Origin of the sequence: Pyxidicoccus caerfyrddinensis, from assembly GCF_010894405.1 — a bacterium.
Taxonomy (GTDB): Bacteria; Myxococcota; Myxococcia; order Myxococcales; family Myxococcaceae; genus Myxococcus; species Myxococcus caerfyrddinensis.
On record NZ_JAAIYA010000020.1, the window covers coordinates 63,476 to 79,896 of the forward strand.

Sequence of the window (16,421 nt, forward strand, 5' to 3'; positions counted from 1 at the left end):
TGGGGGAGGTGACGCCGGGACTGGCGTGGATGCCGGAGCCGGTGTCGACAGCGGTGTGCCCGACGCGGGCGGAGTCGAGCCCGGGCCGATAGACGCCATCATCGCCGCCATGCCCGAGGGCTCCTGGAAGGAGCTGCCGAACACGCAGATGGCGGACGTCTGCCCCCAGCCGTACTCCAGCTACCCGTGCGAGGCGGTGATGATTGCCTGGAGCGGCGGCGCGTACGACTCGCTTCGCGACCGCCTTGTCGTCTGGGGCGGTGGGCACGACGACTCGCCGTACAACAACGTGTTCACCTTCGACCTCGCGTCGATGACGTGGAAGCGGTGGACGGACCTGCCCGCGGGCATGACGGGCAACAGTGTGACGCCGGTGATGCGCGACAAGCGGGTGGAGTCGTGCGGCCTGTACCCCTCCGTGACGTCGCTGGACATCCCCGACGCGGGGCTGGGGTCCACCGGCTACGTCCGTTCGGAGCTCTGCGAGGACCCGAGCATCCGCTCGCAGCTGGATGTGCAGCAGCCGCGCAGCGCGCACACCTACGGCAACATCGCCTTCAGCGAGGCGACGGGCCGCTTCTACGTGCTGGGCTCGGTGGGGACCTATCCCAGTGGCCAGACGGGCTCGCAGCTGGTGATGGGCTTCGACTTCGCGACCGCGCGGTGGGTGCGCGGCGCGAACAACCCGGTCATCGACTACGGCGCGAGCGCCGCCGACGCGAAGGGTCACCTCTGGTACATCGGCTCGCGGAAGCTCCACGAGTACGACCCGGTCGCCGACACGTGGACCGCACACGCTCCGAACGGCGCGGGCTACTACTACGCGGGCGCCGCCGTGGACACGAAGCGCAACCTCCTCGCGCTGGTCCGTGAGGGCGCCACCGTGTCGACCTACGCGCTGAACGAGCCCGGAAAGACGCACGCCACCGTCACCACCACCGGCCTGAGCGAGCCCGTGGGTGGGGCGCCCGGCCTGGCGTACTCGCCGGTGCTCGACCGGTTCGTGGCGTATCCGGGTGGGCGCCGGCTGGCGATTCTCGACCTGCAGGCCGGGAAGTGGGTGGAGGTCACCGGCACGGGCGACGACCCGGGGCCGCCGGCCTCGAATGGCACCTACGGCCGGTTCCGGTACAGCGCCGCGCGCAACGTGTTCGTCGTCGCGAACAGCACCCGGCGGAACGTCTTCATCTGGAAGCCGCCCACGGTCGCGCCATGACGCCCCGTGCGGCACGCCTCCGCTCCCGGCGGAGGCCGAGACCCGGTCGCCTGGTGCGGGCGCATGGGCCGCTCTATGCGCTGCGCCAGCACGGCGGTCAGCGCCGGAGCCGCGGTGAGCTGCAGGGCGGTCTCGCCGAAGAACGCCTCATCGCGCTGCTCGACGGCCTTGCCGAATGGGAGGGTGCGCATCTTCCTGAGCCGGTGCTCCACGGCGTCCAGCTCGCGGGTGAGGCCGGCGAGCGTGAGTCGGTTGTCGCCCAGGTCGAGCGTCCGGGCTGAGCCTCCCGGGGGGATTTTCGAGGCTCGTGGGCGTTGGTCTAGGCTTTGGGGCCATGGTCAAGATCACCCGCCCACCCGCTCCGCAGCTCGCGAAGGTCGATGCTCCCATGGCGCGGGCGACGCCGACCGCCGCGCCCGCTGCTCCGGCCCCCGCCAGGCCCGAATCGTCGATGGAGGCCGCGCGCCCGTCGGTGTCCAAGGCGCCCGCGCAAGCGAAGCTCGAGCAGCAGCTCACCACCCTCGCGGAGGGCCCCATCCGTCAGGCGCTGCAGCAGGCGCTGTCCGGAGCGCTCTCCGCGCCCATCATCGGCGCGGCGGCCCGGGCCATCACCGGGTTCAGCCCCAACCAGCAGAAGGACCTGGCGACCCTGCTGTCGAAGGCAGGTGTCAGCGCCAAGGCTTCGCCCCGCGCAGATGCCGGCGCCGAGCGCGCCTTCCTCCTCCAGGCCATCGCGGGTGGCGCCGTGGGGGCAACCCTCAAGCGCCTGGCCGACCAGATTCGCGGGCGTCCGCCCACCAATCAGGCCTTCTCGTTCAACCCGATGTCCGCCTCGGCCACGAAGAGCAAGGCGGCTGCCGGTCCGGTGGACACGGCGGCCGCGAAGCTGAAGGCCGCGATGGACGACATCTGGGGCACCGACGAGGCCGCGGTCTTCGAGGCCCTGGAGGGGACGGACCCGGCGCTGCTCCCGCAGGTGGCGCAGAAGTACGAGAAGCTCACCGGCACCTCGCTGCGCGATGCGCTCGCGCTCGAGCTGGAAGGGCCCGACCTGAAGCGCGCCCTCGCGGCGCTCGACAGGCCGGTGACAGCGGCTCCTACCGCTCCTGCCGCTCCTGCCGCCCCGACGGGGCCCGCCGCTCCGGTGCAGGCGCCGGTGAAGGCCGCCGCCGTGGCGAAGGCCTCGGCCGCCGACATCCAGAAGAACCTGGACGGCATCAAGGTGACCTCGCACGACGAAGGCACCATCAAGCGCGGGAACGCCGTCGAGCTCAACCTGTTGATTCCCATCAACGTCGCGACCTGGAAGCCCCCGAAGGCGAAGGTCTACAACCCGCTCAAGCAAGCCGTGGCGGCACGCAACGAGGCGCAGCAGGCCGTCGACAAGGCGACCACCGACACGGCGAAGAAGGCCGCGCAGACGAAGCTCGAGGCCGCCGACAAGAAGGTCGCCGCCGAGGGTGAGAAGGTCAAGGCGTGGCTGAAGACGCACATCGGCTCGAACCCCGAGCTCCAGCACGCGAGCGCGGACGTGAAGCATGCCGAGGAAGCGGTAAGCAAGCTGAAGGCCCAGCACCAGAAGGCGAAGGTGCCCAAGGACCCGCTCGAAGCCGAGAAGCTCAAGAACGCGCAGAAGACCGAGCTCGACGCGGCGAACGCCCGGCTCACCACCGCCCAGGCCACCGAGAAGAGCGTCAAGGCCACCGCGCTCGCGAGGGTCGACGCGTACCAGCCGATGGTCGACGTGCCGCAGACCCGCTCGGACGTCACGGTGGACGGCACCACCGTGCGGATGCGCGATGGCCGAGAGACGGCCTACACGAACTCGTGGAAGGCGCTGGATGGCGGCGCCATCAAGGGCGATTCGCGCACGGACGTCGACACCCAGCTGGAGAAGAGCGGCATCAGCGAGGACCGGCAGAAGGTGCTGGCGTCCATCTCGGGCCTCGAAGGCACCTTCAGCAAGGTCAACACCTGGGACATCGGGCGCGTCTCCTGGGGCTTCACCCAGTGGACGCTGGGAAAGAGCGGCAACGGCTCCCTGGCCGAGTTCATGCGGGACCTGAAGAAGAACGACTCGGCGCTCTACGAGAAGCACTTCGGCCGGTATGGGGTCGACATCGACGACAAGGGCGTGGTGCTCACCCGCGGTGACGGCACGGTGCTCAAGGGTGTCGAGGCGGCGGAGGCCATCCGCACCGATGTGAAGCTGTCGGCCGTCTTCATGGCCGCGGGCGCCGCCTCGGAGATGCAGCAGGCGCAGATCAAGTTCGCCAACCAGGGGAAGATTTCCGACATCCGCAACCACTCGGTGTCCGTGACTGGCAAGGATGCCAAGGGCGCGGCGGCCAAGGGGCAAGTCAAGCTCAAGGACGTCATCACCAGCGAGTATGGCAATGCCATCATGACCGACCTCGCGGTCAACGCCGGCACGGGAATGAAGAAGGCCTCCGAGGCGCTCGCGAAGTACGTGAGCGAGAAGGGCGTCGACCCGGCCAAGGTGAAGGACTGGGCCGCGGACGCCGAGAAGGCCGTCATCGCCGCGCTCGAGCAGGCCTCCCGCTCCGAGCGGCTGACGCATCATGGGAAGGCGGGCTTCAGCAAGGAGCCCAACACGTTCACCGACTGACAGCACGGCCAGGGCTCGGGCCCGTGTAACACCATGAGTGCCCGGGGACCCGCGTTGCTTCCACCGCCCCCGGCCCTCTAGCGTTTCGGGTGCATGTCCGAACCGACTCCTGAAGCCGCCGCACCCGAGAAGCAACCCGAGCACCCGCTGGGCTTCCTCGTCGCCCTCATCGGTGGACCGCTCCTCTTTGTCTTCACCCTGTGGCTCGCGAGCGTGACGGGCCGCTTCTTCTACGTGCTGGCCATTGCCGGAGCGCTCGCGTTCGTCGTGGGCGCGGTGCAGGGGCTCGTCTTCGCGGGCAAGAGCCTGGTGACGCGGCCAGTGCCGAGCCTCGCGGTGCTGGCGGTGCTCGGCGGGGTGGGCTTCCTCACCGTGCGCAACGCGGAGGCCGTGCGCGGCTACGTGTCGAAGCTCGGCGAGGACCCGGAGCTGGGAGGCCGCTACGAGGGCGATGGCTTCTCCATCGAGTACCCCCAGGGCTGGCGCCAGCGCGACATCGACGGCTTCGAGGTGGCCGGCATCCGCCCGTCGGGGACGGGGAACTCCAAGTGCCTCGACAACGCGGGCGTCATGCGCTCGCGCAAGGACGACTACACGCTCGATGCGTACCTGCAGCTGCAGCGCGACGTCTTCGGCAAGAGCGAGTACTGGGTGGTGCTCGAGGACAAGCCCGCCACGGTGGGCGGGCTGCCCGGCCGTGAGCTCGTGGTGAGGAACGACACCCACGTGGGCCACATGTACATCACCGTGAAGGACCAGCGCGGCTACATCGTCTCCACGCAGTCCTGCCTCGCCAATAACGGGGAGTACGAGGAACAGTTGCTCACGGTGGCCCAGAGCTTCCGGTTCTGAGCCGTGCGCCACTCATACATCGTCCTCGCCGCGCTGCTCCTGCTCGCGAGCGGCTGCCGGCACGCCCTCCTTCCCGAGCTGCCCGCCAGCCATGGCCAGCTCTCCCGGGTGATGGAGCGGTACCTGGATGACGACCAGGGGCCGGACAGTCTCATCGAGGCGGTGCGTGCCCCGACGTATGCCGGCAAGACGCCTCCGCGTGCCGTGGAGCCCGCGCAGGCGCCCGCTGTCATGGCGGAGGCACTCCGGAGGTTGGAGGGAAGTCCCACGGAGGCGCAGGTCCGCCAGTCGCTGGATGACCTCGCGGGCGCCTGCCGGTCGCCGCTCCCCGCCGCGTGTGATGCGCTTCGCGAGCGCTGGGAGGACCCGAAGCAGATTTCGTTCCAGCACGTCGCCCTGCCTCATGAAGCCCGTGATTTGAAGGCCGCGACCCTCGTCATCATCGAGTGCCAGTTGACGGAGCGGGCCCGGCTCCGGGACTGCCGGGTGGTGGAGAGCGCTCCGTACGGCATCACCGCGGCGATGATGGATTCCGTGTCCCGGTCCGTGTTCTGGCCGGCGAAGTTCGCGGGTCATCCCCTCGAGGTCTCCTACACCTTCCTCTTCAACATCCCGCTCAACCCGGAGCCGCTCACCCCCACGCAAGAGCTGGGCTGGGCCCGCGCACGCACGCAGCGGTTTCCCGCCAGCCCCTCGGCCTGGGCGCACCTGGCGAGGGCGCTCGCGAAATTCACACCCGACGACCCCACGTACCCCGAGGTCCTGCGGCGCCTCCACGCGCTCGTTCCCGATGAATGGTGGACCGCGAACGAGCTGGCCTGGCTCCATGCACGGGACGGCCGGTACGCGGAGGCCGAGCCCCTCGCATTGACGGCGTGGCGGGAGCAGCCGCGCAACCCGTATGTCCTCGAGACACTCGCGGTGGTGAAGGCGGGGCTGGGGCGGTGCCCGGAGGCCGTGGCTGACCAGCGTCAAGCGATGGAGGCCCTGCCGGAGAAGTGGCCTGCACCGGAGCGGGAGCGCTTCCAGCGCACGCTGGACACGTACCGCCAGCAGTGCCCCGACATGGCGCCGCACTGAATCCAGAGACTTCAGGGCTCCTCGTCGCGGATTGCGCGGTTTCGATGTTCGCGTCTGGAGAGCTCGAAGGCCCGTGCCGCCCGTAGGCAGGGGAGTCCGGGCCCGCACGCAACCCGCGCGGCGATGACCTCGATATTGTCCTGACTCCCCCATCACGGACAGCGGCCGAGCCATGACCTCCCGGATTCCCCACCCGAGCCGACCCGCAGCCTCCACCTCCACCTCCACCTCGCGCACCGCGGAGCCCAACGCGAAGGCGCCGCAGACACCCGTGAAGCCCGGTGTCGCCGCCCCCGCGCAGCGCCCGCCGGTGAAGGACTTCTTCGACGACGTCCGCCAGACGCGCAATGCCGAGGCCCGGCGTCACGTCCCCGCTGACCGCATGGAGCGCGGTCCCCGGGCTCCGGCGTCCGCGCGGAGCGAGGCGGGGCGCACCACCGCGCCGTCACGCACGAGCCTCACCGGGGTGCCCACGCAGCCGTCCAGCCGTCCCGGCATGGGCGCCGTTCCGTACGACGGCGGCACCACCTTCCGGGTGTGGGCGCCCAACGCCCAGCGCGTGCAGGTGGCGGGCGACTTCAGCAACTGGCAGCCGGTGGAGCTGCAGCGCGAGCCGAGCGGCAACTTCTCGCTCGACGTCCCCGGCGCCGGGCATGGCCAGCAGTACCAGTACGTCGTCCAGGGGAAGTACGGCGACTGGCGCTGGAAGGGAGACCCGCGCGCCAACGACGTGACGAACTCCACGGGCAACTCGGTCATCGTCGACCACAAGGCCTTCCAGTGGCAGCACGACTGGGAGTTCCAGATGCCGAAGTGGAACGAGGCGGTCATCTACGAGATGCACGTGGGCACCTTCAACGATGAGCCCGGCTGGGGCCCCGGCAACTGGCAGAGCGCCATCGACAAGCTGGACCACCTGAAGGACCTGGGCATCAACGTCATCGAGATGATGCCGTCCGCCGAGTTCGCCGCCGACTTCAGCTGGGGCTACAACCCCGCGTACCCGAACGCCCCCGAGAGCGCCTACGGCAGCCCTGATGACCTCAAGCGCTTCGTCGACGAGGCACACAAGCGCGGCATCGGCGTGGTGATGGACGTCGTCTACAACCACCTGGGCCCCAGCGACGTGCCGCACTGGGACTTCGACGGCGAGACGTACGGCAAGGGCGGCAGCTACTTCTACACGGACTCGCGCGCCAGCACGCCCTGGGGCGACACGCGTCCCGACTACGGCCGCTCCGAGGTGCGCGACTACCTGCGCGACAACGCGATGATGTGGCTGCGCGACTACCACATGGATGGGCTGCGGCTCGACGCCACGAAGGAGATCCGCAACGCGAATGGCGAGGTCAACCCGCAGGGCTGGCAGCTCCTCAAGGACATCAACGCGGCGGTGAACAGCGAGTTCCCACAGAAGCTCGTCATCGCGGAGGACCTGGGGAACGAGCCGGGCGTCACGCACCCGGACGGGGCGGGCTTCGACAGCCAGTGGGACAGCAACTTCGTGCACCCGGTGCGCACGGCCCTCACCGCGTTCTCCGACAGCGACCGGGACATGGACGCGGTCGCCCGGGCCATCGGCTTCAAGTACAACGGCAGCGCCACCCAGCGCGTCATCTACACCGAGAGCCACGACGAGGTGGCCAACGGCAAGCAGCGCCTGCCGAGCGAGGTGGGCGGCTGGGACGCGGGCGGCTACCACGCCAAGAAGCGCTCCATCATCGGCGCCGCGCTCACCATGACGAGCCCCGGCATCCCCATGCTCTTCCAGGGGCAGGAGTTCCTCGAGGACGGCCACTTCCAGGACGGCGACCCGCTCGACTGGAAGAAGAAGGAGTCCTTCGCGGGCATCAACCAGGCCTACACGGACCTCATCCACCTGCGGCGCAACTGGAACGACAACACCGCGGGCCTGCGTGGGGAGAACGTCAACGTCCACCACGTGAACAACAACGACAAGGTCATCGCCTTCCACCGCTGGGACAAGGGCGGGCCGGGCGACGACACCATCGTCGTGGTGAACTTCGGTGGGAAGCAGCTCACCCACTACGACCTGGGCCTGCCGTCGGACGGTACGTGGAAGGTGCGCTTCAACAGCGACTGGCAGGGCTACGCGGGCGACTTCGGTAACGCCCAGAGCTTCGACGTGGGCGGCCACTGGGGCGGGCGGGACGGCATGCCCGCGAGCGGCACGCTCAACAACCTCGGGCCCTACAGCGTGGTCATCCTCTCGCGCGACAAGTAGCCCGACGAACTTCAGGTGGGTTGCAGGAGCAATCGTTCTTCGTGACGTGCGTAGGGCCCGGAGCGGCAAGCACCGTGCCCTGCACCCACGAGGACGTCCGCCATGCTCCTTCACGCCCACCGCCGTCTGGCGGTTCCGCTATTGGTGTTTTCACTCGCGTCCGGAGCGGGGCTGGCGCAGCCCGCGGCTCCCGCGAGCCCGGACCCGGCGAAGCAGCTCGCCGGCATCTGGGGCGGTGAGCGCGTCTTCGGTCCAGAGGTCCAGGGGGAGCTCACGCTCCTGAGGGACAACGGCGCGTGGGTGGCGCGGATTGGCGGCTTCGAGGCTCCGGGCCGGGAGGAGAAGAAGGCGCTCTCCGTCGTCCTGCCCGGAGGCCAGGGTGAGCTGCGAGGGGCGCTGACGCCGGGCGGCAAGCGCTTCGTGGGGCACTGGATTCAGCGGGCCATCGTCGTGGGCGGCGTCCGCTATGCCACGCCCGTCGAGTTGCGCGCCGTGCAGAAGGACGTCTGGCGCGGCGCCGTGAAGCCGATGGAGGACCGCTTCACCCTCTACCTCGTCGTCCAGGAAGCGCCCGACGGCACCGTCCAGGCCATCATGCGCAACCCGGAGAAGAACTTCCCGCCGCAGCCCGTGTTCCGTGTCTCGATGACGGGGAACACCGTCCGGCTCGTCAGCGCGCGAGAGGGCGGTCCGCGCTTCGAGGGCACCTACGACGCGCGCGCCGAGAAGCTGTCGCTGCCCTTCATGTTCCTGGGCACGTTGGACCTCACCCGGCGGGACAGGGAGCAGGCCGTGAGCCTTTACGCGCGCACGCCTTCCCCGGGCCCGTACACCTACCGCAAGCCCATTCCGGAGGAGGACGGCTGGGCCACCGCGTCGCTCGCGGACGTGGGCATGGACCCGGCCCCCGTGCGTGAGTTGGTGCAGCGCATCCTCGATGCCGAACCGGGTGACGCGTCCGCGCCCCGCATCCATGGGCTGCTCATCGCCCGCCACGGGAAGCTCGTCGTCGAGGAGTACTTCCACGGCTACGACAAGGAGCGGCCGCATGACCTCCGCTCCGCCGCGAAGACCTTCGCGCCCGTGCTCGTGGGCATCGCCATCGACCAGGGCGCGCGCCTGGCGCCGGAGACGCCCGTGTACTCGCTGTTCCCCGACTACAAGGAGCCCGGCACGCCCGACCCGAGGAAGGCCCGGCTGACGGTGGAGCACCTGATGACGATGACGTCGGGGCTCGCGTGTGACGACGACAACGGCGACTCCCCCGGCAACGAGAACACGCTCCAGGAGCAGGAGTCCGACTGGTACACGTACACGCTGAACCTGCCGATGGAGCGGGAGCCGGGCGCGGAGCAGGCCGTGTACTGCTCCGCGGGGATGAACCTGCTCGGCGGCGTGCTGCGCAACACGACGGGCACATGGCTGCCGGACTTCTTCGCGCGCTCGCTGGCGACGCCGCTGCAGATGCGCGACTACCACCTCAACCTCACGCCCGCTGGTGACGCGTACCTGGGCGGTGGCTTCCACCTGCGTCCCCGGGATGCGCTGAAGCTCGGGCAGCTCTACCTGTCGGGCGGCGTCTGGAACGGGCGCCGCGTCGTCAGCAAGCGCTGGGTGGAACGCTCCGTCGCGCGACACTCCGTCATGAGCGCCGACCGGACCTACGGCTACGCCTGGTGGCGGCATGAGCTGAAGGTGGGCGACCGCGTCTATTCCGAGTACGAGGCCGGAGGGAATGGCGGGCAGTTCATCATGGTCATCCCGGAGCTCGACCTCACCGTGATGTTCACCGGCGGCAACTACAGCCAGTTCCCGGTGTGGAAGAAGTTCCGCGAGGAGCTGCTGCCGAAATACATCCTCGCCGCCGCCCGGAAGTAGGGGAGGGCCGCGGGTTGCAATCCCGCGCGGCACCGACGTCTAATCCCGCATCCCCGAAGAAGTGTCCCCCGGATGCCAGCGGATTCCAGACCCCGGTATGTCTTCATCGACGCGTTGCGAGGCTTCGCGGCGCTCGCCGTGGTCGGCTTCCACGCCCGGGAGGGCAGTCACCTCGCGCAACTGGAGCCCTTCCTCGGCGCCGTGCTGAATGGCGTGCTGCGCCGGGGAGACGCGGGTGTCACCGTCTTCTTCGTCATCAGCGGCTTCGTCATCGCCGCGAGCATGGCGCACGCGCACGTCACGCCCGGCTACGTGGGCCGCTTCCTCGCTCGCCGCTCGGTGCGGTTGGACCCGGCCTACTGGACGTCCCTGGCGCTCACCGTGGGATTCGGGCTCCTCTCGGTGCGCTTCGTCCCCGGCAAGACGTATGTGATGCCGACCTGGGGCGAGGTGCTCGTCCACCTCACGTACCTGACGGACCTGCTGGGCGTGCGGCAGCTCAGCGCGGTGTACTGGACGCTCTGCTACGAGTTCCAGTTCTACGTCATCTTCGCCCTCCTGCTCCTCGGCGTCACCCGGCTGCGCGGGCGCCTGGGCGCCGAGCGTGCGCTCACGACCGTCATCTGGCCCGCGACGCTGCTGTCTGACTTGTGGCTGGTGGGGCTGGAGCCCTTCCATGTGCACGGGCTGTTCGTGGACCGCTGGCACCTGTTCCTCACCGGGGTGCTTTTGTGGCGCGCGGTCGTGCGTCGCGGTGAGGGCTCGGGCGTGCACGTCGCGGTGGCGGCATTGCAGGTGGCGCTGGTGGGCGTCATGGGGCTCGTGCGCGCGGACGTGCAGCTGCACGTGGCGGCGGCGACTGGCGCCCTTGTGCTGGCCGTGGGGCTCGCGGGCCGGCTCGAGACGTGGCTGTCGTGGCGGGCCTTGCAGGGCCTGGGCGCCATCTCCTACAGCCTCTACCTCACGCACAACACGGTGACGGGCGCGCTGTTCCGCGTGGGCTTCCGGCTCACCGGCCGGAGCCCGGCGTGGGAGGCCGTGTGGTTCGTGCTCGCAACCGCCGCGTGCATCGGCTTCGCGTGGGTCTTCCACCGACTCATCGAGGCGCCGAGCCTCGCGCTCAGCCGGCGCATCCGGTTGGGTTCCTCCACCGAGCCCGCGACGCAAGGCCCGGCCTCCGTCCAACACGAGACTGCTAGCAAGATGTTTGGGGCATAGGCGGAGCCTGCTGCTGCAACCCATACTCCGCGCCCAGTTGCTGGCTGTACGGCGAGCGCCATCGGTCGTGCCTGCTCGCTCCTGGGGAAACGCCATATGAGAAAAGTCTCTCGGATGCTGGCGCTCTCGGTAGCGCTCCTGGCGGGCTGCTCTGCCTCTTCCTCTGACACCGAGCCCCTCGCCGACTCATCCAACCTGGCGGCCATCCGGAGGTGTCCGGGGGGGCCAACCTGTGTGGGCTGGAGCCAGACGGGTTCCATGTCCTCTCCTCGCGAATACCACACGGCGACGCTGCTGCCTGATGGCAAGGTGCTCGTCACGGGGGGATTCGCCATTCGCGAATCGCTCGCGACGGCCGAGGTGTACGATCCGGCCTCGGGCAGCTGGAGCGCGACCGGCTCCATGGCTGGCCCGCGCAACAGACACACGGCGACGCTACTACCCGACGGCAAGGTCCTCATCGCGGGTGGACTCAACGCGGGCAGCCGCCTAGCGACGGCGGAGCTGTACGACCCAGCCTCGGGCACCTGGAGCACGACGGGCTCCATGTCCGCTGCTCGCGAATTCCACACGGCGACGCTGCTGTCCGACGGCAAAGTCCTCGTCTCGGGGGGAGCTGGCAGTAGCGGCGAGTCGGTCGCGACGGCGGAAGTGTACGACCCAGCCTCGGGCACCTGGAGCACGACCGGCTCCATGGCCTCTGCTCGCAGGTTCCACACGGCGACGCGGCTCCCCAGCGGCAGGGTGCTCGTCGTCGGGGGGCAGGTTGGTATCAGCGCGCTCGCGACGGCAGAGGTGTACGAGCCGGCCTCGGGCACCTGGAGCGCTACCGGCTCCATGGCTGGACCTCGCGCGGCGCACACAGCGACGCTGCTGCCTGATGGCAAGGTGCTCGTTACCGGGGGCGCCGCCAATACCAGCTATTTCGCGACGGCGGAGGTGTACAACCCGGCCTCGGGTAGCTGGAGTGCTACCGGCTCCATGGCCGCGGCTCGGGGCGAGCATTCGGCGACGCTGCTGCCCAGCGGTAGGGTGCTCGTCGCCGGGGGACGAACCAGCACCAGCAACCTCTCCTCCGTGGAGGTGTACGAGCCTGCGTCGGGTACATGGAGCGCCACCGGCTCCCTGGGCGCACCTCGCTTCGAGCACACTGCGACGCTGCTGCTCAACGGCAAGGTCCTCGTCACGGGGGGATTCTCCTCGGGGGCATCGACCCATCTCGCGACGGCGGAGGTATACGGCCCGCTTGCGGGCACCTGGAGCGCTACAGGCACCATGACGGAGCCTCGTCATGCGCACACGGCAACGGTGCTGCACAATGGCAAGGTCCTCGTCGCGGGCGGGGATGGCGAAGTCTCCATGCGCATGGCGAGCGGCGGCTTTCTCGCGACGGCGGAGGTGTACAACCCAACCTCTGGCACCTGGAGCGCGACCGGCTCCATGGCCCAACCACGCCTCAGACACACGGCGACGCTGCTTCACAACGGCAAGGTCCTTGTCTCGGGGGGAGCAGGCCTGGAGAACGGCGTCCGCGTGGCGGAGCACTACAACCCAACCTCGGGCACCTGGAGCACGACCGGCTCCATGGCCGAGGATCGCTGGGACCATGTGGCGACGTTGCTGCACAACGGCAAGGTCCTCGTCCTGGGTGGACAAAACAACAGCAGTCTCCTCGCGACAGCGGAGCTGTACAACCCGACCTCTGGCACCTGGAGCGCGACCGGCTCCATGTCCGAGCGTCGTCGCGCGCACGCAGCGGCACTGCTGCACAACGGCAAGGTTCTCGTCATGGGAGGAGACAACCTCATCAGCGGCCTGGCGACGGCGGAGGTGTATGACCCCGTCTCGGGTACCTGGAGTGCTACCGGCTCCATGGCCTCATCTCGTACCAACCACACGGCGACGCTGCTGCACAACGGCAAGGTGCTGGTCGTCGGGGGCGTGAGCAGTACCGGCTACCTCGCGACAGCGGAGGTGTACGACCCGCGCTTGGGGACATGGAGCACGACTGGCTCCATGGCTGGACCGCGCATCGCCCACACCGCGACGCTGCTGCACGACGGCAAGGTCCTCGTATCAGGGGGAGTCAACGCGAGCAGCTTCCTCGCGACGGCGGAGGTATACGACCCTGCCTCGGGTACCTGGAGCGCGACCGGCTACCTGGTCGAACCTCGCTTCAGGCACACGGCGACATTGCTGCACAGCGGCAAGGTGCTCCTCTCAGGCGGGGAAAGCAATTTCGGGACGGCGGAGCTGTACACGCCCTGCGCCCCGTGAGTCCTTTCGGGCCCGATGCCCTTCGCCGTCAGATGACGCGCGGCAGGGAGCCCAGCGTCTCGGTCAGCAGCTGCAGTGCTCGCGCCTCGAACTTCGTGGCATCGCCCCAATCATCGGAGGCACCGAGGTTGTGATGCCCCTGCGCATCGAACAGGCAGAGATGGTGTGACTGGCCTTCGGTGCTCGGCAGTTCGTTCTGCTCGATGCCCAGCTCGCGGAGCATCTCCAGGTTGGCCCCGGGGTTGTTCTTCTCCGACGTGACGAACATGAGCGGCTGCTCGGCGCCGTCGCCGAACACGACGATGATGTATTCGTATTCGATGGACCCCGCCGGAACGACTCGCTCGAGGAAGTGCGCTTCGTGGCGTTCGAACCTGTAGCGCTTTCTGGGTACCGCCGACTTGATCAATGGCACATACATCGTCACCCCCCGGTTCGGAGAACTGCTCCCGGACAGTCTCGGCGAAGTCTTCCATTCCGCCCCGAACACGCGCAAGTCCGCACCGGCCCACAAACAAGAGCTGAATCTGGATTCTCGGATTATATGGCGATCCTGCGGGCCTGGTGCCCGCCTCCCCTCACCTCCGAGAACAATGAAAACCAAGAACCTCCGAATCGTTGTGGGTGCCTCGCTGCTGGCGTTCGGCCTGGTTGCCGAGGCGGCGGTCATCTTCCACAACACGGGCACCGTGTCCGGCTGGAGCTCCATCAACCGGGAGCACAACGGCTCCGTGAATGAAGTGACGAACGTCACCTACGAGGGGCCCACGGCCATCAAGGTGACGCAGATCTACGACCCTTCGTACACGGGTCGGTACCACTCCGAAGTGGTGAAGAACAACGTGTACCGGCGCGGCGACACGGGCTTCTACGGCTTCGCGTTCCGACTGCAGGCCGACTGGCAGTTCCAGCCGCAGTCCTACAACATCGCGCAGTTCATCGCGGACTTCTCGGACACGGGCTGTGACGACTACATGCCGTCCAGCATGGTCTGGCTTTCGGGCAACCAGCTCTTCACCCGCGTGAAGCAGGGCACGGTCTGCAACCAGAAGACGGTGACGTTCGGCAACCTCGCCACCGTCAAGGCGGGCGAGTGGCACAAGGTCGTCATCCAGGCGAAGTGGGCCAGCGACGGCACCGGCTTCTACAAGCTCTGGTTCGACGGGACGAAGGTCCTCGAGCAGTACAACCTGAGCACCACCGTCGCGGACGACCGGTACTTCCAGTTCCGCGTCGGCCTGTATGCCAATGGCTGGCACGATAGCGGGTACATGCAGGGCAGCCAGGGGACGCGCAGCCTCTGGTTCGACGAGATTGGCGCTGGCACGACGTTCGCCGACGCCGACCCCGCGCAGTGGTGAAACGCGCGGACTCCCGCTTCAGGTCGGCCGCGGCTGCCAGTTCACGCGGTTATCGCGGAACCCGTCCAGTGCGCGGCCTATTTTCGGCGTCACGTCCCACTTCAGGTGCATCGCGCGTGCGCCACCAGCCCGGCGACTCACGGCCGGCCCACCTGCGATGACGTCGTGGGCATGCGCCCCGTGAAGTGGGAGCGGGGTGGTGCCACGTGACGAGGGGGGCAGCTATGAGGTCCTGGTGGCCATGGAGCAGCACCTGTCGCGCGTCTTCGTGAACGGCTACACGGGTGAGGTGGCGCTCCCCGAGGAGATGGTCGACGTCGTGGTCATCCCCGAGAGCGCCTGCAGGTAGCGAGTTCCCTGCCGGATGTCATCAGGGACGCCAGCATCGTTCGTCTGCCGCCGCACCCGGGGCAGGCGAACACGTCCAGTGCGAAGTCCCCGCATGCGTACAACGAGCGGTGGTTTGAGTACACGGGCTCCCCCAAAGCAGGGGCGAAGCCGGAGCCGGGGAGGGGCGCCCGAGCTTTGCCGCGACGGTAGAGGAGGCGAGGTATGCCCGGTCGACCGCGCGTCGAGGGCTCCACCATGCGGAAGTCGAAATTAGCGCCTGATTGTGACGGCAAATTGATGACCATGAATTGATATTCATGAAACAGGGGTGAGCAGCATCCCTCAATCGAGGCCCAGCAAGGTTGGATGTCCTACGTCCATCCTGCTACGTTGTCCCCTGCATGCGCGCTCTCTCACTCTTCAGGTGTGGCCTGCTTCTCGTCCTGACGACTTCCCCGGCACTGGCCAGGGACATGGGCGAAAAGCTCACGATTCGCACCCTCATGGTGTCGGACCATCCGAGCCAGGAGGCGCAATCCATCTACGTTGCTGGGCAGGTGGTGACCGCGCTCCGCTTCGAGAAAGAGGTCGATCCGACGAAGACGAAGTTCCTGGCGTGGGAGGGGCGTTTCGAAACCCCGCTCGTGGGTGGCAAGAAGGTGGTTCTGGAGCCGATTCGCGACCTCGATGACGGTGAGGCGCTGCCTTTGCTCGTGACGCTCGTTGACGGAACGGAATACACGTTCCTCGTGAAGGCCAGGAGCCGCAAGGGCTGGGGATGGACCGACTATCAGGTCAACGTGTTCAAGGACCCTGGCAGCTACAATGCCGTGCTGTCGAACCTTCACGACGCGCTCAAGCGAGAACGTGAGCTCCGCGAGGAGAATGAGCGGTTCAAGAAGGAAGAGAACTCCGTCGATCACGCCTACGCGACGCTGCTCACGAAGGGTGATTGGAGGAAGACGCCGTTTACCCGCAAGCTGGTCTACAGGCCGAAGAATCAGGACATGGACATGGTCGTCGAGGTCTTCGCGGGCCCCGACAAAGCGGCAGCGCTCGTTACCTTGACGAACACCTACTACGGCGGGCCATGGGAGCTTGATGGCGCCTACCTGACTCGGGACTTCACCCACTCCACGGCTCGGCCCTTCGCGCTCCGCATGGACCGCGCCACGATTGCTCCAGGGGAGACGGGAAGAATCGCGGTGGTTGCGGACAAGAGCGCCTTCTTGACGGACGACGGGCAACTCACAGATCTGGCCCTCCAGATCTTCCGCGGGGATGGCCTTCTTCAGGTGTTCGTGAAGTTGGAACGCACGCTCATTCAGAAGTAGA

Annotated in this window: 12 protein-coding genes and 1 pseudogene; 12 read left to right on the forward strand and 1 reads right to left on the reverse strand. The window is 68.1% G+C overall.

Annotated features, from left to right (window positions below):
* The first annotated feature begins 25 nt into the window (after window positions 1-25).
* The 9 genes and pseudogenes from G4D86_RS36840 to G4D86_RS36880 form a co-directional block, all read left to right on the forward strand.
* Window positions 26-1,216: a Kelch repeat-containing protein gene (locus G4D86_RS36840; protein WP_163998852.1), complete on the forward strand. Its 1,191-nt coding sequence runs from the start codon at window positions 26-28 to the stop codon at window positions 1,214-1,216.
* 53 nt (window positions 1,217-1,269) lie between these two features.
* Entirely contained in the window at window positions 1,270-1,497 is a 228-nt protein-coding gene (locus tag G4D86_RS36845; RefSeq protein WP_163998854.1) for a hypothetical protein, read from the forward strand.
* A 53-nt stretch (window positions 1,498-1,550) separates the two neighbouring features.
* On the forward strand, window positions 1,551-3,845 hold the full coding sequence (locus G4D86_RS36850; RefSeq protein WP_163998855.1) for a hypothetical protein: 2,295 nt from the start codon (window positions 1,551-1,553) through the stop codon (window positions 3,843-3,845).
* A 93-nt stretch (window positions 3,846-3,938) separates the two neighbouring features.
* Window positions 3,939-4,697 (forward strand): DcrB/PsbP domain-containing protein, encoded by a 759-nt coding sequence (locus G4D86_RS36855; RefSeq protein ID WP_163998858.1) that lies wholly within the window; start codon window positions 3,939-3,941, stop codon window positions 4,695-4,697.
* Between the two features lie 3 nt (window positions 4,698-4,700).
* Complete coding sequence (locus G4D86_RS36860; protein WP_163998859.1) at window positions 4,701-5,777, forward strand: energy transducer TonB; 1,077 nt, start codon at window positions 4,701-4,703, stop codon at window positions 5,775-5,777.
* A 172-nt stretch (window positions 5,778-5,949) separates the two neighbouring features.
* Entirely contained in the window at window positions 5,950-8,022 is a 2,073-nt protein-coding gene (locus G4D86_RS36865; RefSeq protein WP_163998861.1) for an alpha-amylase family glycosyl hydrolase, read from the forward strand.
* A gap of 102 nt (window positions 8,023-8,124) precedes the next feature.
* A complete protein-coding gene (locus G4D86_RS36870; RefSeq protein WP_163998863.1) occupies window positions 8,125-9,900 on the forward strand; it encodes a serine hydrolase domain-containing protein in 1,776 nt (591 codons plus the stop codon).
* Window positions 9,901-9,972: 72 nt separating this feature from the next.
* A complete protein-coding gene (locus G4D86_RS36875; RefSeq protein ID WP_163998865.1) occupies window positions 9,973-11,118 on the forward strand; it encodes an acyltransferase family protein in 1,146 nt (381 codons plus the stop codon).
* 240 nt (window positions 11,119-11,358) lie between these two features.
* Window positions 11,359-13,395: pseudogene (locus G4D86_RS36880) on the forward strand (Kelch repeat-containing protein); the annotation flags it as partial.
* A 28-nt stretch (window positions 13,396-13,423) separates the two neighbouring features.
* On the opposite strand, the gene G4D86_RS36885 reads toward G4D86_RS36880, so the two are convergent.
* The gene (locus tag G4D86_RS36885; protein ID WP_163998868.1) at window positions 13,424-13,822 is read right to left on the reverse strand and encodes a hypothetical protein; all 399 of its coding nucleotides are present in this window, start codon (window positions 13,820-13,822) and stop codon (window positions 13,424-13,426) included.
* Between the two features lie 166 nt (window positions 13,823-13,988).
* On the opposite strand from G4D86_RS36885, the gene G4D86_RS36890 reads away from it, so the two are divergent.
* From G4D86_RS36890 to G4D86_RS36900, 3 genes are all read left to right on the forward strand, one after another.
* The gene (locus G4D86_RS36890; protein ID WP_163998870.1) at window positions 13,989-14,756 is read left to right on the forward strand and encodes a polysaccharide lyase family 20 protein; all 768 of its coding nucleotides are present in this window, start codon (window positions 13,989-13,991) and stop codon (window positions 14,754-14,756) included.
* 199 nt (window positions 14,757-14,955) lie between these two features.
* Window positions 14,956-15,105 (forward strand): hypothetical protein, encoded by a 150-nt coding sequence (locus G4D86_RS36895; RefSeq protein ID WP_163998872.1) that lies wholly within the window; start codon window positions 14,956-14,958, stop codon window positions 15,103-15,105.
* A 382-nt stretch (window positions 15,106-15,487) separates the two neighbouring features.
* Window positions 15,488-16,420 (forward strand): DUF2381 family protein, encoded by a 933-nt coding sequence (locus tag G4D86_RS36900; protein ID WP_163998874.1) that lies wholly within the window; start codon window positions 15,488-15,490, stop codon window positions 16,418-16,420.
* The last annotated feature ends 1 nt before the right edge of the window (window position 16,421 follow it).